Source organism: Gemmatimonadaceae bacterium (assembly GCA_036273715.1).
Classification (GTDB): domain Bacteria; phylum Gemmatimonadota; class Gemmatimonadetes; order Gemmatimonadales; family Gemmatimonadaceae; genus JADGGM01.
The window spans coordinates 19,114-42,026 of the sequence record DASUHB010000069.1 but is presented as its reverse complement, the minus strand read 5'-3'; the positions used below and the strand labels follow the sequence as shown (position 1 = coordinate 42,026).

At 68.6% G+C, this 22,913-nt stretch carries 17 protein-coding genes; 13 read left to right on the top strand and 4 right to left on the bottom strand.

Annotated elements, in window-relative coordinates; genetic code table 11:
* The first annotated feature begins 83 nt into the window (after window positions 1-83).
* From VFW04_16145 to speA, 3 genes are read left to right on the top strand one after another with little or no spacing between them, the layout of a single operon-like run.
* Entirely contained in the window at window positions 84-2,042 is a 1,959-nt protein-coding gene (locus VFW04_16145; protein HEX5180862.1) for a hypothetical protein, read from the top strand.
* Complete coding sequence (gene pdxH, locus VFW04_16140; protein ID HEX5180861.1) at window positions 2,039-2,659, top strand: pyridoxamine 5'-phosphate oxidase; 621 nt, start codon at window positions 2,039-2,041, stop codon at window positions 2,657-2,659. The genes VFW04_16145 and pdxH overlap by 4 nt, the downstream gene beginning before the upstream one ends.
* A gap of 53 nt (window positions 2,660-2,712) precedes the next feature.
* Complete coding sequence (gene speA, locus VFW04_16135) at window positions 2,713-4,650, top strand: biosynthetic arginine decarboxylase (protein ID HEX5180860.1); 1,938 nt, start codon at window positions 2,713-2,715, stop codon at window positions 4,648-4,650.
* 33 nt (window positions 4,651-4,683) lie between these two features.
* Here speA and VFW04_16130 read toward each other — a convergent pair whose 3' ends face one another.
* Together VFW04_16130 and VFW04_16125 are read right to left on the bottom strand one after the other, a co-directional pair.
* Window positions 4,684-5,301, bottom strand: a complete 618-nt coding sequence (locus VFW04_16130; protein ID HEX5180859.1) for a superoxide dismutase — start codon at window positions 5,299-5,301, stop codon at window positions 4,684-4,686.
* Between the two features lie 27 nt (window positions 5,302-5,328).
* Window positions 5,329-5,976, bottom strand: coding sequence for a VTT domain-containing protein (locus tag VFW04_16125; GenBank protein HEX5180858.1), 648 nt, complete (start codon window positions 5,974-5,976; stop codon window positions 5,329-5,331).
* Between the two features lie 8 nt (window positions 5,977-5,984).
* On the opposite strand from VFW04_16125, the gene VFW04_16120 reads away from it, so the two are divergent.
* Both VFW04_16120 and VFW04_16115 read left to right on the top strand, forming a co-directional pair.
* Entirely contained in the window at window positions 5,985-6,581 is a 597-nt protein-coding gene (locus VFW04_16120) for a DUF488 domain-containing protein (protein ID HEX5180857.1), read from the top strand.
* Window positions 6,582-6,661: 80 nt separating this feature from the next.
* Complete coding sequence (locus VFW04_16115) at window positions 6,662-9,328, top strand: glycosyl hydrolase-related protein (protein HEX5180856.1); 2,667 nt, start codon at window positions 6,662-6,664, stop codon at window positions 9,326-9,328.
* Between the two features lie 44 nt (window positions 9,329-9,372).
* Here the strand turns inward: VFW04_16115 and VFW04_16110 are convergent, their stop codons facing one another.
* Together VFW04_16110 and VFW04_16105 are read right to left on the bottom strand one after the other, a co-directional pair.
* Entirely contained in the window at window positions 9,373-10,206 is an 834-nt protein-coding gene (locus VFW04_16110; protein HEX5180855.1) for an ABC transporter permease, read from the bottom strand.
* On the bottom strand, window positions 10,203-11,183 hold the full coding sequence (locus VFW04_16105; GenBank protein ID HEX5180854.1) for an ABC transporter permease: 981 nt from the start codon (window positions 11,181-11,183) through the stop codon (window positions 10,203-10,205). The genes VFW04_16110 and VFW04_16105 overlap by 4 nt, the downstream gene beginning before the upstream one ends.
* Window positions 11,184-11,189: 6 nt before the next feature.
* On the opposite strand from VFW04_16105, the gene VFW04_16100 reads away from it, so the two are divergent.
* From VFW04_16100 to VFW04_16065, 8 genes are read left to right on the top strand one after another with little or no spacing between them, the layout of a single operon-like run.
* Window positions 11,190-12,794, top strand: a complete 1,605-nt coding sequence (locus VFW04_16100) for a peptide ABC transporter substrate-binding protein (protein ID HEX5180853.1) — start codon at window positions 11,190-11,192, stop codon at window positions 12,792-12,794.
* Entirely contained in the window at window positions 12,791-15,523 is a 2,733-nt protein-coding gene (locus VFW04_16095) for a heparinase II/III family protein (protein ID HEX5180852.1), read from the top strand. The genes VFW04_16100 and VFW04_16095 overlap by 4 nt, the downstream gene beginning before the upstream one ends.
* Complete coding sequence (locus VFW04_16090; protein ID HEX5180851.1) at window positions 15,516-16,265, top strand: TrmJ/YjtD family RNA methyltransferase; 750 nt, start codon at window positions 15,516-15,518, stop codon at window positions 16,263-16,265. The genes VFW04_16095 and VFW04_16090 overlap by 8 nt, the downstream gene beginning before the upstream one ends.
* A gap of 32 nt (window positions 16,266-16,297) precedes the next feature.
* A complete protein-coding gene (locus VFW04_16085) occupies window positions 16,298-17,527 on the top strand; it encodes an aminotransferase class III-fold pyridoxal phosphate-dependent enzyme (GenBank protein HEX5180850.1) in 1,230 nt (409 codons plus the stop codon).
* Window positions 17,520-18,416 carry an amidohydrolase family protein gene (locus VFW04_16080; GenBank protein ID HEX5180849.1) on the top strand — a complete coding sequence of 299 codons (897 nt, stop codon included), beginning with the start codon at window positions 17,520-17,522 and terminating at the stop codon, window positions 18,414-18,416. The genes VFW04_16085 and VFW04_16080 overlap by 8 nt, the downstream gene beginning before the upstream one ends.
* A complete protein-coding gene (locus tag VFW04_16075) occupies window positions 18,413-19,189 on the top strand; it encodes an amidohydrolase family protein (protein ID HEX5180848.1) in 777 nt (258 codons plus the stop codon). The genes VFW04_16080 and VFW04_16075 overlap by 4 nt, the downstream gene beginning before the upstream one ends.
* Before the next feature lie 3 nt (window positions 19,190-19,192).
* A complete protein-coding gene (locus VFW04_16070; protein HEX5180847.1) occupies window positions 19,193-19,870 on the top strand; it encodes a cytochrome c3 family protein in 678 nt (225 codons plus the stop codon).
* A gap of 9 nt (window positions 19,871-19,879) precedes the next feature.
* Window positions 19,880-22,912, top strand: a complete 3,033-nt coding sequence (locus tag VFW04_16065) for a 4Fe-4S dicluster domain-containing protein (protein ID HEX5180846.1) — start codon at window positions 19,880-19,882, stop codon at window positions 22,910-22,912.
* The last annotated feature ends 1 nt before the right edge of the window (window position 22,913 follow it).

Sequence of the window (22,913 nt, the reverse complement as noted above, 5' to 3'; positions counted from 1 at the left end):
AGGGGTGACGGAGCCATCTTTCCCTTGAGTCGTACCTGGCATAGAGTTGGAAGTTGACCGCGAAGCGAATCGCCGGAGACGTCATGCAGCAACACGATGGGCCAAGTCGAGTAACCGCCGTCCCGGTGGGCAATGGCCAACCGAACGACGATTTGCTCCGAGCCGTTCAGGACGCCGCGTTCGGCAGCCACGAAGTGCTGGGCGAGTTAGGCCGGGACGCGGGCGGTCACATCATTTATCTGGCGCGGGACCTTGAATCGGCGGCGCTGGTGGCGCTGCGGCTGGACGGCGCCGAAGGCGAGTACGTGCTGGATGTCGCGCGCACACTGGACGCCGCGGTTGGGCGAGCGGTCGGGTCCGGCTGCGAGCGCTGCGGCGCAGCGCTCGTGCGCGGCGCGAAGTTCTGTTCGCAATGCGGCGCCGACATTGCGCCGCCGGCCGCGAGCAGCGCGTCGCGGGAGGAGCTGCTCGATGCCGTGAAAGCGGCGTCGCGGGACCAATACGAGATCCTCGGCGAAATGGATCACGCCGATGGCGGCGGCGTGGTGTACTTCGCGCGCGAGCTGGCCTCTCGCAAGCTGGTGGCGCTCCGGCTGCGCAAGGAGCGAGACACGAGCGCGGGGGCCGAGTCGTATTCGTTAGGCGAGACGCGGGTGCTGCGGCCGTTGGTCGCCTCGATCGGCGGCGGGACGTCGGCGGCGTCGGCCACGTCGGCGAACGGCTCGGCTTCCGTGCCGGCCACGCCTGCGCCGTTGCAGCCGCCCACGCTCACGCTGGGCCGGATGTCCGTCCCGCGACTCGCGCCGCAGGAAGTGCTCATCCCGGCGGACCAGATGCCGGTGGACGAAACGCTGCCGCCGCGCCCCGCGAAGCCGATTCCGCCGTGGATGATCGGCGCGGGCGTCGTCGGGCTGGTGGTCGTGCTCGCGGCGGCGATGTTCGTGCACCAGCGCCTAACGGCGCCCGATGCGACGCGCATGGACAGCGTCGCCGCGCCGTCGGCGCAGGGGCGGCTCGCGCTGCCGCCGATCGACACCGCGCGCCTCATGGTCAGCGATCGCGTGCCGCTGGGCACCCGCCTGACGGTGAACGGGATCCCGTGGCAACCGCCGGTGATCGCGCTGCCGCCCGGCACCTACACGTTAGGCGCGGAAATCGCCGGCGCCGCGCCGATCACCGAGACGGTCTCGCTCAAACCCGGACAGACGCTGCTCTGGTCGCCCGCGCTGCCGTCGCCGCGCGAGCGCCCGGCGCGACCGGTTGCGGTGAGTCGCGCGCCGGCGCACAAGGAGTCGGCGCGGCGCGCGGCCAAGGCGAGTACGCCCGCGACAACCGCACCGGCGGCCGTCGCCGCGGCGGCGCCGCCGCCTCCCGCCGCGACGTGCGCGAGCGCCTACGGCGCCAAAGACTGGACGACCGCCATCGCCGCCTGTACGCGCGAGGCGCAGGCCGGAGATGCCAATGCCCAACGGGACCTCGGCGTGATGTATCTCCAGGGCTCCGGCGTGACGCGCGATCCGACGCAGGCGTTCTCCTGGTTCAAGAAGGCGGCCGATGCGGGCAGCCGCGATGGCGCGTATCAGCTCGGCGTCATGTATGATGCGGGCCGCGGTGTGCCGCGCGATGCAGCACAGGCGACGGCCTGGTACAAGAAGGCCGCGGCGTTGGGCGACGTCGATGCCCAGGTGAAAGTCGGCATGGCGTACGAAAACGGGACCGGCGTGGATGTGGACATGGATCAGAGCCTGTCGTGGTACCGTAAGGCAGCCGACCAGGGAAGCGCGTGGGCGCAGAATCGCTTGGGATGGTTGTACGGCATGGGGAAGGGCGTCCCGCGCGACGACGCACAGGCGATGAAGTACTTCCGTCAGGCGGCCGGCCAGGGCGACCCGCAGGCCGAGTACAACGTCGGATTCATGTACGCCAACGGACGCGGCGTGGCGCAGGACGATTCGCAGGCGGTCGCCTGGTTCCGCAAGGCGGCCGCTGCCGGCTGGAGCGATGCGAAAAAGGAGTTGAAGCAGCGCGGCATCACGCCGTGAGCGCGACGCAGCCGCCTAACGATCAGTCGCCGCCGGCCGATCCGATCGCGCACTTCACCGCGCTGCTCGCCGAGGCACGCCGCGTGGATCGGACGCTCCTGCCGGAGCCCACCGCCATGACGCTCGCCACCGTCGACGACGCCGGACATCCGTCGGCGCGCATCGTCCTGCTCAAGGACGTCGATGCACGCGGGTTCGTGTTCTACACCAATTACGAGAGCCGCAAGGGACGCGAGCTGCTCGCGCATCCCTGGGCGGCGCTGTGCTTTCACTGGCAACCGATGGAGCGCCAGGTGCGCGTCGAGGGTCCGGTCGAGCGTGTGAGCGACTCCGAAGCGGACGCCTACTTCGCTTCACGCGCGCGCATGAGCCGCATCGGCGCGTGGGCATCTCGGCAGAGCGCGACGCTCGAGAGCGACGCCGAGCTGCAGCGGCGAGTGCAGGAGGTGGAAGCGCGCTTTGCGGGCGGCGAGGTGCCGCGGCCGCCCAACTGGTCGGGATTTCGCGTCGTGCCGCAGCGCATCGAGTTCTGGCGCGGCCGGCCGTATCGCCTCCACGAGCGTCTGCTGTACGAGCGCGACGACACGGGCTGGCGCGTGCGTCGTCTCTTTCCCTAGAGCGACCCGCTGGACCTATTCAGCAGCGTCTGCACCATCTAAACTTCGCCCGCATGGCAACCCGAGTTGTGGAACCGATCGGCGCGCAGCCGGCCGCGCCGTGGACGATCGAAGACTCGCGCACGCTCTACAACGTCGAAGGCTGGGGCATCGGATTCTTCGACATCAACGAGCGCGGCCACGTCGTGGTGCGTCCGGACAAGGCGCGGCCCGATCGCGAGCTGGATCTCTACGAGCTGGCAACGGACCTCGCCGAGCAAGGCGTGACGCTGCCGCTCCTGCTCAGGTTTTCCGACATTCTCCGGTCGCGCGTCGAGACGTTGAGCGGACGGTTTCAAACTGCGATCCGTGAATTCGGGTACGAAGGCGCGTACACGCTGGTCTATCCGATCAAAGTGAACCAGCAGCGCCACGTGGTCGAAGAGATCGTGCAGTTCGGCGCGTCGCACGGCGTCGGCCTCGAGTGCGGAAGCAAGCCGGAGCTGCAGGCGGTGCTCGCGCTCACCGAGTCGACCAACCACATGATCGTGTGCAACGGCTACAAGGACGAGGAGTTCATGCGACTCGCCCTCATGGGCCAGAAGTTAGGCCATCAGGTCTTCATCGTGCTCGAGCAGATGGCCGAGCTCGATACGCTGCTCCGCGTGGCCGACCAGATGAACGTGGTGCCGACCGCCGGCGTGCGCATCAAGCTGGCGTCGGAAGGATTCGGCCGGTGGGCGGAGAGCGGCGGCGAAAAGTCGAAGTTCGGTCTCAACGCGAGCGAGCTCGTCAAGATGATCGACAAGCTGCAGGCGATGGGACGCCTCGATGTGCTCAAGCTCATCCACTTCCACCTCGGCTCCCAGATCACCGACATCCGGTACATCAAGGCGGGGTTGCAGGAAGTGGCGCGCTTCTACGCCGAGCTCCACGCGGCCGGTGTGGACATCACGCACGTCGACGTCGGCGGCGGGTTAGGCGTGGACTACGACGGATCGGGCTCCACGGTCGCGGCAAGCGTGAACTACTCGGTGCAGGAATATGCGAACGATGTGATCTACACGCTCGCCGAGGCGTGCCGGGAAGCGAACCTGCCGATGCCGCACGTCATCTCCGAATCGGGCCGGGCGCTCACGGCGCACCACGCGCTGCTGCTGTTGGATGTCATCGACGTCGAGTCGCAGCAGGAGGTGCAGGTGCCGGAGTTGGGCGACGACGATCACGGCATTTTGCACGAGCTCAAGGAAGGATACGAGACGGTATCCAACCGCTCGGTGCGCGAGGTCTATCACGACGCGACCTTCGCCAAGGAGCGCGCGCAGGCGTTGTTCAACTCCGGCGTCCTAACGCTGCGGGGCCGGGCGCTGGCGGAGCAGTTGTACACGGCCACGCTCAATGCCGTGGCGCGCATCGCGCAACGCGACCGTGAGGAATACTCGGACATCATCGACGACCTCGAGGCGCAGCTCGTCGATCGGTACTTTTGCAACTTCAGCATTTTCCAGTCGCTGCCCGACAGTTGGGCCATCGATCAGCTCTTCCCCATCATGCCGGTGCACCGGCTTGACGAGGAGCCCGCGCGCCGCGGCACGCTGCAGGACGTGACGTGCGACTCGGACGGCAAGATCGATCGCTTCGCGGGCGGCCGGCACGGCCAGGCGCGCCTCGAGCTGCACCCGTACCGCGAGGGCGAGCGCTACGTGCTTGGCATTTTCCTAACGGGCGCCTACCAGGAGATTCTGGGCGACCTGCACAACCTGTTCGGCGACACGAACGCGGTGCACGTGCGGTTGTCCAACGGCGGGTATGAGGTGTCGGACCTCGTGCACGGCGACACGGTAACGGAAGTCCTGGCGTACGTGCAGTTCCGTGCCTCGGACCTGCTGGCCACCTTCCGGCGCAAAGTCGGCGCGGCGAAATCGCTGACACGCCAGGAAGCGAACATGTTCATCGCCGAGTACGTGGCCGGGCTGGAAGGCTACACGTACCTCGAGGGCGACGGCGAATAGACGGGGCGGGAGGCCCCGTCCATCGCATCGCAGTTACTTCTTGGGCCGCGCTTCGTACCGCTTGGCCACCTCCGGCCAGTTCACGACGTTCCACCACGCGTTGATGTAGTCGGCGCGGCGGTTCTGATACTTCAAGTAATACGCGTGCTCCCAGACATCCAGACCGAGGATCGGGTACCGTCCGTCCATTGCCGGATTGTCCTGGTTAGGCGTGCTCTCGATCTTGAGCGCGCCTGAGCCATTCGCCACCACCCACGCCCAGCCCGAGCCGAAGCGCGACGCCGCGGCGGCGTTGAATTGCTCTTTGAGCTTGGACACGTCCCCGAACGACTCCGCGATGGCGTCGCCCAGGTTGCCGCTGGGATCTCCGCCGCCTTTCGGGCTCATGATCAGCCAGAACATCGAGTGATTCCAGTGTCCGCCCGCGTTGTTGCGCACCGCCGTGCGCACGGCCTCGGGTACCTTGGACAGATTGGCGACGATGTCATCGAGACTCTTCTGCTGGAACTCGGGCGCCTTCTCCAACGCCGCATTCAGGTTGTTCACGTACGCCTGATGATGCTTGGTATGATGGATTTCCATGGTGCGCGCATCGATGTGCGGCTCCAGAGCGGCGTAGTCATAGGGCAACGGGGGAAGTGCGAATGCCATGTCGTGCCTCCGAGAGTGCCATGCGCCTTACGGCGCGGTGCTGTCGGGCTGCACCCGGGATGCGCCGCGCTCGCGCAGCCAGCTGATGAAGCCCGGCAAGATAGACAAGAAGATCACTGCCAGGATGATCACATCGATGTGCTTGCCCACACCGGGGACCGTACGACCCAGGAAGTATCCAATGAACAGCATTGACCACACCCATCCAATGCCGCCAAGCGAATTGTACATGACGAACGTGCGGTAGCGCATTTCGCCGACGCCAGCCACAACGGGCGCGAACGTTCGAATGATCGGCATGAAACGCGCGAGCACGATCGTTTTGCCGCCATATTTCTCGTAGAACGCGTGAGCACGGTGCAGATGTTTCTTATTGAACAGCAGCGAATTTTCGCGCGTGAAGATGCGCGGCCCGGTTGCCTTACCGATCGCATAGCCGACGCTGTCGCCGGCAATGGCCGCGATCGACAGGATCACGCCCATGAGATAGACGTTGAGAAACCCCTGCGATGCCAACAACCCCGCCGTCACCATCAACGAATCGCCCGGCAGAAAAAAGCCAACCAGCAATCCCGTCTCCGTGAACACCACGGTGGTGAGCACGAAGTAGCCGCCCCATCGGATCAGCGCCTCGAGATTGTACAGTTGGTGCCAGAGTTCGAGCAGACGGTGCATGAGGTTCCATGGTGATGGTTCGGAACAAGACGGTCACGCAAGTTCCACCCGTTCCGGGGCCCGGTCAACCGCCGGCATTGCCGGTCGTGTTCACCATCGGTCACTCGACTCGGGACATCGATCGGTTCATCGCGCTGCTTGAGCGCGAGCACATTCAACACATCGCCGATGTTCGCAGCTTCCCCGGCTCGCGTCGCAATCCGCAATACGGTCGCGAGGCGTTAGCCGCATCATTGACCGAGCACGGCATTGGTTACTCGCATCATCCAGAGTTGGGCGGCCGCCGGCGCACACGTCCCGACTCGCCCAACGGGGCGTGGCGCAACGACAGTTTCCGCGGATACGCCGATTACATGCTGACTCCGGCGTTCGCGACGGCTCTCGATGCATTGCTCGACCTCGCCGCCCGGCAACGCACCGCGATCATGTGCGCCGAGGCCGTGCCGTGGCGATGCCATCGGTCGCTGATCTCGGATGCGCTGGTCGCGCGCGGCGTGAACGTGCAGCACATTCTCGATGCGCGAACCGAACCACATCACCTGACACCGTTCGCCGTCGTCAGGGATGGCGTGCTCTACTATCCTCCTGAACAGACCGAGTTGTAGCCGGCCCGGCGGGCCGTTTCGTCGCCGCGAGAATCGTTCCTCAGGTTGCCGTTTGCCCGGAAATCCCGCTCCGAACGCTCATGCCAGGGACAGAGCTGATCGTGTACGTGGTGTCGCACACGCACTGGGACCGGGAGTGGTACCAACCGCTCGGCCGGTTCCGGCAGCGTCTGGTGGCATTGATCGACGAGGTGCTCGACGACCCGCCCGAAGCGGGCGACAGCTTTCTGTTGGACGGGCAGGCCGTGGTGCTCGAAGACTACCTGGCCGTGCGTCCCGATCGGCGGCGGGAGCTCGAGGCGCGACTGCGCGACGGGGCGATCGAGGCGGGCCCGTGGTACGTGCTCGCGGATGAGCTCATACCATCGGGCGAATCGCTCGTGCGCAATCTGTTCGCGGGGCGGAGAGTGCTGGCGGCGCTGGGCGCAACCGCGCCGCCGGTGTTGTACTCACCTGACGCGTTTGGGCATCCGGCGGCGATGCCGTCGGTGGCGCGGGGGTTCGGCTGCGGCCTGATCATTCTCTGGCGCGGGTACGGCGGTTCGGCGTGGCCGCCTGGCGACACGGTTCGCTGGCGCGCGCCCGACGGGCAGGAATCATTGTTGTATCATCTGCCTCCGGACGGCTACGAGGCCGGGTCGTCGCTGCCGCCGGAGGACGCGGCGGCGCGCGAGCGGTGGCGGCGCCTCGGCGCTGCGTTAGGCCGTCGCGCATCCCTCGCCCTGGTGATGCTGCCTAACGGAGCCGACCATCATGCGCGGCAGCGCCAGCGGCCGCGGGCGCTGGCGGCGCTCGCGGCCGCCGCTGCGCCGGCGCGCGTCGAGGCCGGATCCCTCACCGGGTTCGCGCGCGAGCTCGAGCGGCGCGCCGCCGGCGCGCCGTTGGGCGTGGTGAGTGGCGAGCTGCGCAATTCATACGGCTACACATGGACGCTGCAGGGAACGTTCGGCACGCGGGCGTACCAGAAGCGGGCGAACGCGATCATCGAACGCGCGTTGCTGCGAGACGCGGAACCGTGGGCGGCGCTCGCGTTGCATCTTGGCGGGCGCGACCGGCGCGATCTCCTGGCCTCGGCGTGGACGACACTGCTGCGCTGTCACCCGCACGACACGCTGTGCGGATGCTCGATCGACCAGGTCGCCAGAGCCATGGACGTGCGCCTGGAGGATGCGATGGCGCAGGCGCTCGGTGTGCGCGACGATGCGCTTGCCGATCTCGTTGGGCATGATGCTGCCGCGACGCGCGGCCGGCGCAGCGAGTGGTCTCCGCGCGTGGTCGTGCGCAACCGCGCCGCCCGGCCGCGCGGCGGTCTCGCGTGCCTGGACGTCGTGCGTACGATGGCGCACGTGCGCGTTGGGCCGGGCAGCGGCCCGGAGTCGGAGCCTGCGCCGTTGCCGGCGGAATTTTCGTTGCGGCATCGCGGGGAGCCGGTCGCCATGCAAGTGATCGATCGGACGGTGCGGCACGATCGCATCGAGTCGCCGCTCGACTATCCGGATGATGCGCTCGTCGAATCGGCAACGGTGCTCGCGTGGATGCCGGTGGTGGGTGGATACGGGACCTCCGCGCTGACGATCCATACCGAGGAGAGTGTGGCGTGCGCGCCGTCGTCCGTTCGGGCGGGTGACCGCTGGGTGGAGAACGAGTGGCTGCGCGTCGAGGTCGATGCGAGCGGGGCAGTGCGCGTGACGTCGCGGTCGACGGGCATCGCGATCGAGGCGCTGCTTGCCGTCGAAGACGTGGGCGACGGCGGCGATCTGTACACACATTCCGCCCGACCGCCGACGCTGTGCGCCGATCGGCTCGATGATGTGCGCCTAACGCAAGCCGGTCCCCTGCGAGCCGAGCTGATGGGGCGTCTCGAGTTGCAGGTGCCCGTAGCGCTGGCCGCGGACCGCCGCTCGCGCCTCGCGGAAACACATCGGATGGGTATCGACGTGGCGCTGACGTTGGATGCGTCCGAACGATTTCTGCGGCTGCGGGTGACGGGCGACAACACGTGCCGTGACCACCGCCTGCGGCTCGTCTTGCGCACGGGACTCGCAGGCGCGGCCACGATCGCAGACGCGGCGTTCGGTCCTGTCGAGCGCCGCGCGATCACCGCGCCTCCCGATACGGACGAGACGCCGCCGGCCACGGCGCCGCTCGCGCGCTACGTGACACGCGACGCCGGCGACCGCGGGGTGACGATCTACTCTGATGGACTCGCCGAGTACGAGAGTATGGAAGACGGTGGCGTGGCGATCACGCTCGTGCGGTCGGTCGGCGAACTGTCGCGCAGCGATCTGCCGGAGCGGCCGGGACACGCCGGCTGGCCGACGCCGACACCCGGTGCGCAGTGTCTTGGCGCGTTCACGGCAGAGTTCGCGATCTTCCCCCACGGCGAGCGCAACGCCGATACGATCGACGTGATCGAGCACACGGCCGATGATGTGCTCCTGCTGCTCGCGGGCCTAACGCTGCGGGCGGCCATCGGCGAGTTGCGCGAGACGACAGGCGTCGAGCTCGAGGGCGCCGGCCTCGCATTCCTTGCGTGCAAGGCGAGCGAGGACGGCGAGTGGACGGTACTGCGGTGCGTGAATCTCACCGAGCAGCCGGTTGCCGGGGCGTGGCGGTGCGGCTTCCCGATCGCGCGCGCGGTGCGCGCGCGCCTGGACGAAACGTCGCCCGTCTCGATCGAGACAGCAGGCGGCCGGCTGGCCTTCGTGGCGGGGCCACGCGAGATCGTCACCGTGCTCGTGCGCTGACGCGCTCGGCTCGGCGCGCCGCGTCGGCGCCCGGGAATGTGACGTTAGGCGCCGGCGTCGGAGAGCGAGTCGCCCAACAGCGTGCAGCACGTCACCGTGGCAATGAGGGCGAGGCCCGGCGCCAGCGCAGCCCACGGCGCCATCACGATGGCCTCTCGACCATCGGCGATCATGTTGCCCCAGCTCGGATTCGGCGGCTGGATGCCGAGTCCGAGGAACGAGAGGCCGCTCTCGAGCAGGATCGCGCTGCCGACGCCGAGCGTGATGGCCACGATCGCCGGCCCCAGTGCGTTAGGCAGCACGTGACGCCAGAGCACCCGGCGCGAGCGGGCGCCGAGTGCGTGCGCCGCTTCGACGTACGCGTGCGTGCGCACGCCCAGCACTTCGGCGCGCACCAGGCGCGCGACGCCCATCCATCCGGTGGCGGTGAGTATCAGCACCACCATCACTGCGCCCGGCGGCCACAAGGCCGCGGCGACGAGGAGCAGCACGAGACGGGGGATCGCCAGCAGCGTGTCGCTCACGGCCATGGTCACGCGGTCCACCGCGCCGCCGGCCCACGCGGCCACCGCGCCGACGGCAATTCCGGCGACGCCGGCCAGCAATGAGCCGGCGAACCCGACGAGCAGCGAGACGCGCGAGGCCAGCATCATCCGCGTGAACAGGTCGCGGCCAAAGGCATCCGTGCCCAGGAGATGCCAGTGGCCTAACGGATCGGTGGCGAGCGGCGGCAGGAACCGGAGGGCCAACACGTTGCCGATCGCGCGCGGGTCCGTCGGCACAAGCGGCGGCACGATGATGGCAGCCAGGACGAGCGCACCGAGCACGACGAGCGCCGCGCGCGCGGGGCGGTCGAGGCGCCGGCCGCCACGGGTCACGAGCGGCGCCTCGGATCGACCAGCGGCAGGGCGAGGTCGCCGGCGAGGTTGGCCAGGATGACTAACGCGGCGTAGAGCGCCGCGGCGCCCATCACCACCGGATAGTCGCGCGCGAAAATCGAATCCACCATCAAGCGGCCCATGCCCGGCCACGCGAAGACGACCTCGACGAACACCGAGCCAGCCAGCACGCCGGGGAGCGCCAGCGCGAACAACACGATGAGCGGCGGCATTGCGTTGGTCATCACGTGGCGCGCGTAGACCACCACCGGTCGCACGCCCTTCGCACGCGCCGTCCGCACGAAGTCGGCGCGCAGCAAGTCGGCGGCAATCGTGCGCGTGTACCGCGCGATGCCGGCCGCGCCGATCGCCGTGAGGGTGAACACGGGCAGGATCGCGTGTCGCAACACGTCTGCCGTCGCGGCAAGGCCGCTCGATGTCGATGCCGGATCGCGCACGCCGAATGCGGGCAGGCGGAGCGCTCGAGGAAATCCCCATCGCGCGGCGCCGTACGTGAAACACGCCACCAACGCGAGCGCCAGCCAGTAACTTGGCGCGGCGTACACCGACGTCGTGAATATCGTGAGCACGGTGTCGCTCGCCGTTCCGCGTCGCGCGGCGTGCGCGGCGCCGAGCGCAATGCCGAACAGAAACGTCAGCGCCAGCGACGAAAGGCCGAGTCCGAGCGAGACGGGCAGCGCGCGCGCGAGCAACTGCGACACCGGACGATGCTGTGCGAAGCTCTCGCCGAGATCGCCCTTGAGAATGCCCCCTGTCCAGCGCGCATATTGTACCCACAGCGGACGGTCGAGTCCGAGACGCGCTCGGGCGCGGGCCGCATCGGCCGCGCTGGCGGCGGGAGACACGAGCAGCGCCGTTGGATCACCCGGCGCCGCGCGGAGGAGGAGGAACGTGAGCGTGAGAACCAGCCAGAGCAGCACGACGGCATCGAGCAGCCGGCGAACGAGGAGACGCATCGAGTGATGATGCGTCGCCGCACGCGCGCGTCAACCGTGGGGACGTGTCTTCTTGCGCTCGCCGTCGGTGCGCTCGCCGGTTGCGCCGCGTCGGCGACACCGGTCGATACGGTCGTCTACGCCTCGGGTGCGGACCTCGAGTCGGGCAATCCGCTCGTGACCATCCATCCGCTCGCCCAGCAGATCCAGCGCTACATGTTGTTCGTGACGTTGGCGCGGTACGACAGCGCGCTTCGACCTGTTTCGTATTATGCGAAGCGATGGAGCTGGTCGGCCGATCGCACGGCGCTCACGTTCACGTTGGTCTCGGGACTTTCGTGGCAGGACGGGCAGAGGACGACGTCGCGGGACGTGGCGTTCACGCTGACCGCCGCGCGCGACCCGCGTACCGGATATCCGCGATACGCCGACCTCGCCGGCATCACGCGCCTCGACACGCCTAACGACACCACGATCACCGTGCACTTCGCGCGGGCGCAGGCCGATTTCCCGCTGGTGCTGTGCGAGCTGCCGATCGTCCCGGCGCATCTCCTGGCAGCCGTTCCTCGTGCCGACATGCGGCGCGCGCCGTTCGACACGCTGCCGGTGGGCAACGGGCCGTTCCGGTTCGTCGAGCGGCGGCCGGGCGAGCGCTGGGTGTTCGCCCGGAACGATGCGTTTCCGGCAGCGTTGGGCGGACCGCCGCGCGTTAGGCGGGTGGTGGTCGCCATCGTGAACGAACCGTCGACCAAGTTCGCGGGACTGGTGAGCGGCGAGCTGGATGTGGCCGGCATTTCGCCGGCGATGGCCGGTCTGGCATCGCGCGACCCGTCGCTGCGCGTGCTCCGCTACCCGACGCTCGTGACGTACGGGCTCATCTTCAACACGACGCGCGCCCCGTTCGACGATGCGCGCGTGCGGCGGGCGATCAGCGTCGCCATCGACCGGCCCCGCATCGTGAACGCGGCGCTCTATGGATTCGGGACGCCGGCGGCCGGGCCGGTGCCGGCGGCGCATCCCGATGCGTCGCCGGACACGGCGGTCCACGATACGGCGGCCGCAGACTCGCTGCTCGATGCCGCCGGCTGGCGCCGCGGCACAACCGGCATGCGCGCGCGCCGCGGCGTAGCGTTAGGCTTCGCGCTGCTCACGGTGGGCAGCGGCGACAATGCGGTCGAGCAGCTGCTGCAGTCCGACATGGCGGCGATCGGGATCGCGATGCGCATCCGCCAGCGCGACCTGGCGTCGTTTCTCGTCGAGGCGCGCGCGCGGCCGGCGACATTCGATGCGTTGTTCACCGGCATCCCCGGCGACCTCTCGCTCGCGTATCTCTCGGCCATGTACGACGCGCACCAGGCGGGCAGCGCGCTCGACTATGGCGGCTATCATACGCCGCGGCTCGACTCGCTCTTGGCGGCCGCCCGCGCGGCGACCGGTGCCCAACGCGCGCGCGCGTCGTGGCTGGCGGTGCAGGCCGAGCTCGAACGCGATGCGCCGGCGGCGTGGGTGTACGATGCGCAGGGCGTGCAGGGGCTGTCGCGGCGGCTGGCGGGCGTGCGGATGGACCTGCGCGGCGAGCTCGTGACGGTGCACGACTGGTCGTTGGGCGAACGGACGGCCGCCCGGCCGTGAGCCTCCTCATCGGCGCAGACGCGCTCGCCGCGCGTGCGGCGGCCCTGGCCGTTCCCGGTGCGCCGCTGGCAGCGTTAGGCGAATCGCTCCGCGCCGACGCGCACGCGGCCGCCCGGCGTCCGCTGGCCATTCCTGCCGAGAAAGCGCTCCTTTCCAGCGATGGCGGCCGCTGTCCGGAACACGGCGCTCCGCTTGCCTTCGATCCGTTCGACGCGCACGCGCACCGCTGCCCGGTTGATGGCGCCGTCTGGCGCGGCGAGCGCCACGACCGGTGGTGGATCACGTGGTACCAGCTCTGGCTGGCCGAACGCGCCGTACACGCGGCGACGCTGGCCGCGCTCGGCGTCGATGCGTCGCTCGCGTCGTTCGCGCGGCAGGTGCTCGAGGAATACAGCGAGCGCTACCTCGCGTATCCGAACCGCGACAACGTGCTCGGGCCATCGCGTCCGTTTTTCTCCACCTACCTCGAGTCGATCTGGGTGCTGCAGCTCGCGATCGCCCTCGATCTGCTCGAAGCGATCGGCGCGGCCGGCTCGCTTGGCGCGCGGGTCCGCGATCGCCTCATCGAGCCGAGCATGGCGCTGATCGCGTCGTACGACGAGGGCGGCTCCAATCGCCAGGTGTGGAACGATGCCGCGTTGCTGGCTGGCGGGACGCTGCTGGGCGAGTCGCGTCTGGCGCAGCGGGCGATTGCGAGTCCAACCGGCGTGCTCGCGCAGCTCGAGAGCGGGCTCCTAACCGACGGCACCTGGTACGAGGGCGAGAATTATCACCTGTTCGCGCACCGCGGACTCTGGTACGGGGTGACGATGATGGAGCGGGTCGGCGTGCCCGTGCCGCCGTCGTTAGGCGACAGATTCGCCGAGGGATTTGCCACGCCGCTGGCGTCGGCGCTGCCCGACTTCACGTTTCCGTCGCGGCGCGATTCGCAGTACGCGGTGTCGCTGCGGCAGTGGCGGTTTGCCGAGTCGTGCGAACTGGGCGTGGCCCGGCGCGACGACCCGCGGCTGCTGGGTGCGCTCTGGATGCTGTACGAGGGATGCGACCTGCCGCGCGGCGACAGCGGCCGCTGGCGCTCGACGGCCGACTCGGAGCGGAACGAGGCGGCGACAGCGTTAGGCAGAGCCGACCTCGGCTGGCGATCGTTGCTCCTGGCGCGGGAAACGCTGCCCCGGCTCGCTCCCGTGCCCGCGCGCTCGGCGTTGCTCGCCGGCCAGGGGTTGGCCGTGCTGCGGCGCGATGCCGGCCGGACGTACCTCGCGCTCGACTACGGCCATTCCGGCGGTGGCCACGGACATCCGGATCGCCTGAATCTGCTGCTCTCGCGCGGCGCGGACCGCTGGCTGGACGACATGGGCACCGGTTCGTACGTCGATCCGTCGCTCCACTGGTACCGGAGCACGCTGGCGCACAACGCGCCGCTCGTGGACGGTCGCTCGCAAGCGGAAGCGGATGGGACGCTGCGCGCGTACGACGAGCGCGGCGGCGCGGGGTGGGTGGATGCCGGCGTCGTGTTAGGCGAAGGCGCGGACGCGACGCGGCTCCGGCGCTCGCTCGTCGCCATGCCCGACTATGCGGTGGACCGGCTGTCGTGGGACTGCGGCCATCCGGTGCAGATCGATCTGCCGCTGCACCTCGAGGGCACGGCGCGCGGCGCCACGTTCGAGCCGCACCCGCTCGACGGCGGGCCGTCGACCACGGATGGATTCGTGTTCGTTCGCGGCGCCGAAGTGGCGCATGCGTTAGGCGGAGCGGCCATCGTCATCGATCGGCGCAGTATGGCGGCAGCGTTCGTCATTCCGGCCGCGCCCGCCGAGCTCTGGCGCGCGACGGGCCCCGGCGCGCCCGGACAGGATGAACGCGCGTTTTATCTGGTCCGCAGCCGCGGCGCGGCCGGCGCCGTGACGACGCTCTGGAACTGGGATGGCGCGGTAACCGCCGCACGCATCGACGGCGACGCGCTCGTTGCCACCCTCGCCGATGGGTCCACCCACACGCACCGTCTCGGGCACGACGAGTGGACCATCGCCTTTGAAACGCGCGGCGCCCGGAGCAGCATTGCGTTAGGCGGGCGCGTCTCGGCGCCGGCACGCGCCGAGCCGCGACCACCGGCGCCCGCCGCGCCGCCGACCCGGCTGCCGGCGGCGCCGGCGCCGCCCGTGGCGTTCACGCTGGGCGAGCAGGCCTACCGCGCGTCGGAGGACGCGTGGCGCGATGCCGGCTCACCCGCCGCGCAGGTCTCGTTGGGCATCGAGCATGCCGCGTTGGTCGTCACGGTGCGGGTGCGGAAATCGCCCGTGATCTTTCGCCCGCCCGAGGCCGTGGATCCGCGATTGGACAACGAGTACCCGGACATCAACAGCGACGGCGTGCAGCTGCACATCTGGACCGACGCCGAGTCGAGACCGATGGCGTGGCTCGCCGTGCCGCAGATCGAGCCGCACGACGTGCGCCTCCACGTCGCCGACGGCGCGCGCGACGACGTCCCGCTCGTCGCGACCTGGAACCGCACCGCCGACGGATACGCCATGCGCCTTGACGTTCCGTTGGGCGCGCTCGATGCGCCGGATCGCACCGTCGCGATTCAAGTCGTGGTCAACGACATGGGTCCGGAACGCGAACGACGCCGCGGCCAGCTCGTGCTGAGCGGCGGCGCCGGCGACCGCGTCTACCTTCGCGGCGACCGCGAATCGCCATCGCGCGCGTTGCGGTTCGAGATCGATGGCTGAGTCGGCACTCGCGCGCGTCCGGCTCGTGCTGGACGAGCCGCAGGATCCGGTGAACATCGCGGCCACCGTGCGCGCGATGAAGAACATGGGCGTGACCATCCTGCGCCTCGTGCGCCCGGTCGAATACGATCGATCGCGCATCGAACGCGTGGCACACGACACCAGGGACGTGGCCGAGCGGATCGAACATTACGACACACTGGACGATGCGTTAGGCGACTGCGTGTTCGTGGCCGGCTTCACGGCGCGCCGGCGCAGCGCCAAGTGGCGGGTGGCCGCGCCGCGCGAAGCGGCGGCCGACGCCTTGACGCACGCCGCCGAACATCCCGTCGCGCTGCTCTTCGGTCGCGAGGACAAGGGACTGTCCAACGAGGCGCTGGATCGGGCGCATGTCGTGGTCACCATCCCGACCACGGAGCACGCGTCCCTCAATCTCGCGCAGGCCGTGTTGGTCGCGCTGTACGAGCTGCACCTGACCGCCGCGATCGCGTCGCGCCGCGTCGCGCCGCCGCGCAAGGACGCACCGCCCGCGACATCGGCGCAATTCGAGCGCCTCTTCGCCGACGTCGAGCGCGCACTCGCAAGCCTCGACTTCTTTCGCACCCGCAACGCCGAGCTCATCCTGCGCACCGTGCGGTCGCTGTCGTATCGCGCCGCGCCCGATGCGCGCGAGATCGAGCTGCTGCGCGCTATCGCGCTCGAAACGTTGCGAGCGCTCGACCGCTCCCGCACCGACCCTTGACGCACGAGCGCGGTCCGGACTTTTTCCATCACATGGCTCTGCCGTCTCCGTCAACAACCGTCGTGGATGCCGACTGGCGCGCACGCGCTGCCGCGGTGATCCCGGGCGGGGCGTCGACGGGAAGCAAACGGCCGGACGCACTCGTCGGTCCCGACTGGGATGGCTCGCTCACACACTTCGTACGCGCATCGGGATGCCGCCTCACCACGACGCGCGGCACCGAGCTCGTGGATTGCACGATGGCCCTCGGCGCGGTTGCGTTGGGCTACGCACACGAAGGCGTGACGCAGGCCGTGACGGACGTCGTGAGGCAGGGCAACGTGGCGGGGCTCTCGCACGTGCTCGAGGTGGAGGTTGCCGAGCGACTGTGCGAAGTGATTCCATGCGCGGAGCAGGTGCGATTCCTCAAGAGCGGCGCCGAAGGCGTCGCCGCGGCGATTCGCATCGCGCGCGCGTGCACGGGCCGGCCGGTCGTGATCGGCGCCGGCTACTTCGGGTGGCTCGACTGGTGGAGCAGTGCGGCCGGCGTTCCCGCGGGCGCCCACGAAGACTTTCGCCCGGTGCCGTTCGACGACGTCGATGCGCTTGCCGACGCGGCGCGCGCCGCCGGCGACCGTCTGGCGGCGATCATCATCGAGCCGGTGATCGAGCGGCTCCCGTCGGGCGAGTGGCTGGCCGAAGCGCGCCGCGCGTGCGATGCGTTAGGCGCGGTGCTCGTGTTCGACGAGATGAAGACGGGGTTCCGGCTGCGCACCGGCGGCTTTCAGGAGATGGCGGGCGTGGAGGTCGACATCGCCGTGTTCGGCAAGGCGCTGGCGAACGGGTTCCCGCTCTCGGCCGTGGTTGGGCGCGAGCGCGTGATGCGCGCGGCGCGCACCACGTGGATCTCGTCGACGCTGGCGGGCGAAGCGGCCGCGCTCGCCGCGGCGCGGGCGGTGCTCGACGCACATTCGCGCACCGATGTGTGCGCCGCGCTCTGGGAACGGGGTGAGTCCATCCAGCGGGCGGTGGGGCGCGCGATGAGCGCGTCGGGCGCATCGAACGTGCGGATGCGCGGCATTCCACCCATGTGGCTGGTCGACGCCGGGGACGAGCGCCGGCTGTCGCGGTTCGTCGCGCTGGCGCTCGAGCACGGCGTGTTGTTCAAGCGGGGCGCGTACAACTTCGCATCGGTCGCACACGACGACGCCGCCATCGAGCAGATCGAGGCTGCCGCGCGACACGCCGTTGCGTCGCTGGCCGAGGAGGGAGCGCGTGGTTGAGCCGGCGCCGCGCACGGCGCCGCTCGCCGGATCGGAGCCGCTCGTGGACGTGCACGCGCACTTTCTGCACGCGCGCGCCGGACGCCGCGATTGGGAGTTGCCTAACCGAGCCCGGATGCGCGCCGGCGAGCGAATCGGCATCACCGTCCACGTCGCGTCCATTCTCGGCACCTGGGGCCACACGTCGCCGGTCTACTTTCCATCGCCGCGCGACGTCACGTTAGGCAACGACGAGATGCTCGCCCTCCAGGACCGGGATGCGCAGCGCGTCCGCGCGTACGTCACCGTGAACCCGAACGATACCGCCCACGCGCTCGAGGAAATCGCGCGGTGCGCCGAACGCGGCGCGGTGGGCGTGAAGCTTGCCGCGAGCCGCCGCGCCGACGACCCGCTGCTCGATCCGATCGCCGCCGCGGCCGAGCGCCGGCACTTTCCGATTCTGCATCACATCTGGCAGCATCGCACGCGCGAGTGGCCCGGCCAGGAAATCTCCGATGGCGCGGACCTCGGCCGCCTCGCCCTCCGGCATCCGCGTGTCGCGTTCATCCTCGCCCATATCGGCGGCGGAGGCGACTATCGGCACACGTTTGCCGCCGTCGCGCACATCCCGAACGTGTACCTCGATCTCTCTGGCAGCGGCGTCGATCGCGGCATGCTCGATGGCGCCGTGCGCGCCGTCGGCGCGCGACGATTGCTCTGGGGCAGCGACATCACGATGGAAACCGGTCTCGCGAAATTGCGCGCGCTCGAATTCGTCGAGCCGCGTCTCGATGCGGCAGGCATGAGCGATGTGCGCTGGCGCAACGCCGCGCGCATTTTCCCCGCGGGCACGCTGCCGGGTGTGCCGGCGCCCGACGCCCAACCGGCGTTCGCCGAACACGCACGATGATCGACGCCAACACGTTCATCGGTCCGTACCCATTTCGCTACGTTCCACATCCGGATCCCGATGTGCTCGTCCGCGTGATCGAGCGCGAGCACATCGACAGGGCTTGGGTTGGGCATCTGCCGTCGGCGTTTTATCGAGATCCGGGCGCGGGCAACGAGGCCTTGTTCGATGCGCTGTCGCCGTACGAGGGACGTCTCGCTCCGGTGCCGGCAATCCGTCCCGACTGGCCGCGCTGGGAGCAGGCGCTCGCGTCGGTGATCGAGCGCGGTGCGGTCGCGGTGCGTGCGTACCCGCAGCAATGGGGATTCGGCACGCACCACCCAGCGCTCGCCGAGCTCGCGCTCGCGTGCGGCGAGTCCGGTGTGCCGCTGGTGCTCACGACGCGATTCGAAGATCTGCGTCAACGCCACCCGATGGACACGGCTGGCGATTTGCCGGCGGCAACGGTTCGTGCGTTAGCACGCGCCGGCGCGCGCGTGCGACTGCTCGTCACCGCCGCGGGTCGTGCACTCATCGAAGAAGTGCATTGGGGCCTCACGCCCGAGGAGCGAGCGCGAGTGTGGTGGGACATCTCGTGGATCTGGGGCCCGCCCGAAGACGAGCTCGCACATCTGCTGCGCACGATCGGATCGCGGCGTTTCGTCTTCGGCACAGGCTGGCCGCTCAGGCTTTCACAAACACCGCGCGCAAATCTCGACTTGTTGCCGGATGAATTGCGATCGCCTCTTGCGCCACTTGGTGACGCGGCGCAGATTCCCGCGCGTTCCGCTTGATTTGTGAAAATCTTCACAAATTGGGTGACTATCCGCCCTCCACATCTTCAGGTCGCGATGACTTCAAGGAGGAAGTGGGCGGTCATCCCGGGGCTCGTTGCTCTGGGCACGATCGCCGTGCTGTTATCCGCCTACACGGGCGCCGCAAGTGCACCCGACACTGTCATCACCGATCGCGGCCCATGGGGCTACAGCGCGGGTTCCTCGCCGCAAGGTCGCGCTCCTGTTCAGCCGATCGCGTTTCCGCACCCGACGCACGTGCAAACGCTCGGCATGAACTGTCTCTATTGTCACTTCTCCGCGAACAAGTCGCCCGACCCCGGCTTCCCGGCGATGAGCACTTGTATGGGATGCCATTTAGTTGTGGGTCCCAATCGTCCCGCCGAGAATGGCCGGCCGGCACGCAAGAGCGCGGAAATCCAAAAGCTCCAGGACTACTGGAACAAGAAGCAGGCGATTCCGTGGGTGCGCATCCACTACGTGCCCGACTACGTGAATTTCGCGCACATGCCGCACATCAACGCGGGCGTCACGTGCCAGACTTGCCACGGACAAGTGCAGAAGATGTCGCGTGTCTATCAATACGCGCCGCTCAACATGGGCTGGTGCATCAATTGTCACGTCGGAAACGTGAATCCTGCCTGGAAGGCGCGTTACGACTGCAGCGTCTGTCACTACTGAGACTGCCTGATGACCGAGACGTCTACGCCGGCCGGCGTTCACCGGCGCGAGTTTCTGAAGATCCTCGGCGCCACAGGCGCCGCAACCGCGGCGATCGGCTGCAGCACCGATCGCGTGGACAAGCTGATTCCGTATCTGAACAATCCGGACGAGACCGTCCCGATGGTCTCGAACTACTACGCGTCGACGTGCCGCGAATGCTCCGCGTCGTGCGGCGTGCTGATGGAAACGCGTGACGGCCGGACGTTCAAGCTCGAGGGCAATCCCGATCATCCGCTGAATCGCGGCGCGCTGTGCGCGCGCGGACAGGCAGCGGTGCAGGGACTGTACAATCCGGATCGCTATCGCGGGCCGCGCATTCGCAAAGGCAACGCGCTCGTGCCGGCGAAGTGGGACGATGCGATCAAGCTCCTAACGGACAAGCTCACCGAGGCGCAGAGCGCGGGCTCGGCATCGAAGGCGGTCTTCATCAATCGGCACGAGTCGGGCAGCTTCCCGGCGTTCCTCGATCAGTGGTTGGCCGCGTTCGGCATGCCGCCGCATCTGAGTCACGATGCGTTAGCCGATAACGGCGCGATCGACGCGAATCAGAAGTCGTATGGGGTGGCGTGGCCCTCACTCGCCTTCGGCGCGGCGACGTTGATCGTGTCGTTCGGCGCGGACTTCCTCGATACGTGGGGCGTGACCGTTCCGCAGCAGCTCGAGTTTGCCGACGCGCGCGCGAAGCTCACCAATGCGCCGCGCTTCGTGTACGTCGGTCCGCGGCGCTCGCTCACGGGATGCAACGCCGACACGTGGATCGGATGCCGTCCGGGCACGGAGCTCGCGATCGTCAACGCGCTTCGCGGCCAGGGTTCACTTGCCGATGCGGCGCAGGCGAGCGGCGCGTCGCAGGCGGTGCTGCAGTCGCTGCAGCAGGAGATTCAGCGCGCCAAGCCCAGCCTGCTGGTCGCGAGCGGGATGAACGGCGGCGGCAGCGCGCTCGTGAGCGCGGTGAACGAGTGGAACAAGTCGTTAGGCAACGTCGGCGTGACGGTGCTGCCGGCCAAGCCGGTGGCGAGTGTCGAGGGAATCTCCTCGGATGCGGACGTCGCGGCGGCGGTCGAGCGCATGCGCAGCGGCGACGTGCCGATCCTGATGGTGCGCGGCGTGAATCCGGTGTTCACGAGCCCCAAGTCGGCGAAGGTGGCCGAGGCGCTCGCTAAAGTGCCGTTCAAGGTGAGCTTCTCGAGCTATCCGGACGAGACGAGCGAGCTCTGCGATCTCGTGCTGCCCGATCACCATCCGATCGAATCGTGGGGCGATGCGCAGCCCGTGCCGGACGTGATCACGCTGCAGCAGCCGGGGATGGACCCGGTGTACGACACGCGCCAGACCGCGGACGTGCTGTTGCAGGTGGGCAAGTCGAATCCGAAGGCGGCGGCGCAGTTCGCGGCGCCTAACTACATGCGCTGGTTGATCGACCATTTTCCGGGCGGCACCGCGGCGTTCACGGCGGCGCTGCAGAAGGGCGTCGGCTCGGGAGCGCTGCCGCCCCGCCCGGCGCCCGCGCGTGCGGCGGCGCCCGCAGCGGCGGCGCCGGCGGCCGCGGGCAGCGGCGACTTTTTCCTCGTCGTCTACCCGTCGGCGTCGTTAGGCGACGGCAGCGGCGCCAACAAGCCGTGGCTCCAGGAATTCCCCGATCCGGTCACCAAGATCTTCTGGCAGACGTGGGTCGAGGTGAACGAGCAGACGGCGCAGCGGCTGGGCATCGACTCCGGCGACATCCTGCGCATCGAGTCGCCTGACGGAGCGCTGGAACTGCCGGCCTACGTCTACATGGGCATTCAGCCCGAGACGGTGGCGATCGCGTTCGGCCAGGGACACACCGCCTATGGCCGCTATGCGGCCAACGTCGGCTCGAACGCCGGCGATCTGCTCCCGGCGAGCTTCGATCCCGCCTCGGGCGGCTTCCGTTGGGCATCGACCAAAGTCAAAGTCACCCAGACCGGCAAGTTCACGCAGGTCGTCACGGTCGAGGGCTCATCGCGGCAATACAACCGCGGCATCGCCCTCGCGATGACGGTGGATGAGCTCGAGGCGCCGCCAAAGCCTGAAGCGCCCGACAAGATGCCGGGCGACGCGTCGCACGAGTACCTCCCGGGACTCCGGTCGCCCGTGGCCGCGGATGCGCAGGGCGCCATCCAGTCATCGATCAAGACCAAAGAAATGGGGATGTACGACCCCAAGAATTGGAGCCAGATGGCGAAGCGCCGTTGGGCGATGACGATTGACCTGGCGCGCTGCACGGGATGCCAAGCATGCGTCACCGCCTGCTACGCCGAGAACAACATTCCAATCGTCGGCGCGCCGTATCAGCAGGTACACACAGCGTTCTTGCACGGCGTGCCGGGCGGCAACGTGCTCAAGGGCCGCGAGATGAACTGGATTCGTCTCGAGCGCTACTGGGAGGGCGGAGAAGACGGCGGCGATTTCGAGGCGCGCTTCGTCCCGATGTTGTGTCAACACTGCGGCAACGCGCCGTGCGAGCCGGTCTGTCCGGTGTACGCGACGTATCACTCGCCCGACGGGCTGAACGTGCAGGTCTACAACCGCTGCGTCGGAACGCGCTACTGCTCGAATAACTGCCCGTACAAGGTTCGCTACTTCAACTGGTTCGGCTACGGCGAGCCGCACCGGCCGCAATACGCGTGGCCGGAGCGGATGAACTGGCAGCTCAATCCCGACGTGACGGTGCGCGGCAAGGGCGTGATGGAGAAGTGCACGTTCTGCGTGCAGCGCATCCGCGAAGCGGAGCACCGCGCGAAAGCCGAGAACCGTGAAGTTAGGCCGGACGAATTCACGTCGTCGTGCGCCCAGGCGTGTCCGTCCAAGGCGATCACCTTCGGCGACGCCGCCGACAACCAGTGGACGGTTGCCCAGCTCGCACAGGACCGGCGCGGCTATCACGTGTTCCAGGAGCAGCTCAATACGTTCCCGGCCGTCGTGTATCTGAAGAAGGTCAATCACCCGGCGCCCGGATCCGCGCCGGCTGGAGCATAGC

Bases quoted from the DNA above. Each gene is read 5' to 3' on its own strand.
- VFW04_16075 (HEX5180848.1), top strand. From the start codon at position 18,413: ATGATCGACGCCAACACGTTCATCGGTCCGTACCCATTTCGCTACGTT.
- VFW04_16085 (HEX5180850.1), top strand. From the start codon at position 16,298: ATGGCTCTGCCGTCTCCGTCAACAACCGTCGTGGATGCCGACTGGCGC.
- VFW04_16090 (HEX5180851.1), top strand. From the start codon at position 15,516: ATGGCTGAGTCGGCACTCGCGCGCGTCCGGCTCGTGCTGGACGAGCCG.
- VFW04_16130 (HEX5180859.1), bottom strand. From the start codon at position 5,301: ATGGCATTCGCACTTCCCCCGTTGCCCTATGACTACGCCGCTCTGGAG.
- speA (HEX5180860.1), top strand. From the start codon at position 2,713: ATGGCAACCCGAGTTGTGGAACCGATCGGCGCGCAGCCGGCCGCGCCG.
- VFW04_16115 (HEX5180856.1), top strand. From the start codon at position 6,662: ATGCCAGGGACAGAGCTGATCGTGTACGTGGTGTCGCACACGCACTGG.
- VFW04_16145 (HEX5180862.1), top strand. From the start codon at position 84: ATGCAGCAACACGATGGGCCAAGTCGAGTAACCGCCGTCCCGGTGGGC.
- VFW04_16120 (HEX5180857.1), top strand. From the start codon at position 5,985: ATGGTGATGGTTCGGAACAAGACGGTCACGCAAGTTCCACCCGTTCCG.
- VFW04_16100 (HEX5180853.1), top strand. From the start codon at position 11,190: ATGATGCGTCGCCGCACGCGCGCGTCAACCGTGGGGACGTGTCTTCTT.
- VFW04_16105 (HEX5180854.1), bottom strand. From the start codon at position 11,183: ATGCGTCTCCTCGTTCGCCGGCTGCTCGATGCCGTCGTGCTGCTCTGG.
- VFW04_16125 (HEX5180858.1), bottom strand. From the start codon at position 5,976: ATGCACCGTCTGCTCGAACTCTGGCACCAACTGTACAATCTCGAGGCG.
- VFW04_16065 (HEX5180846.1), top strand. From the start codon at position 19,880: ATGACCGAGACGTCTACGCCGGCCGGCGTTCACCGGCGCGAGTTTCTG.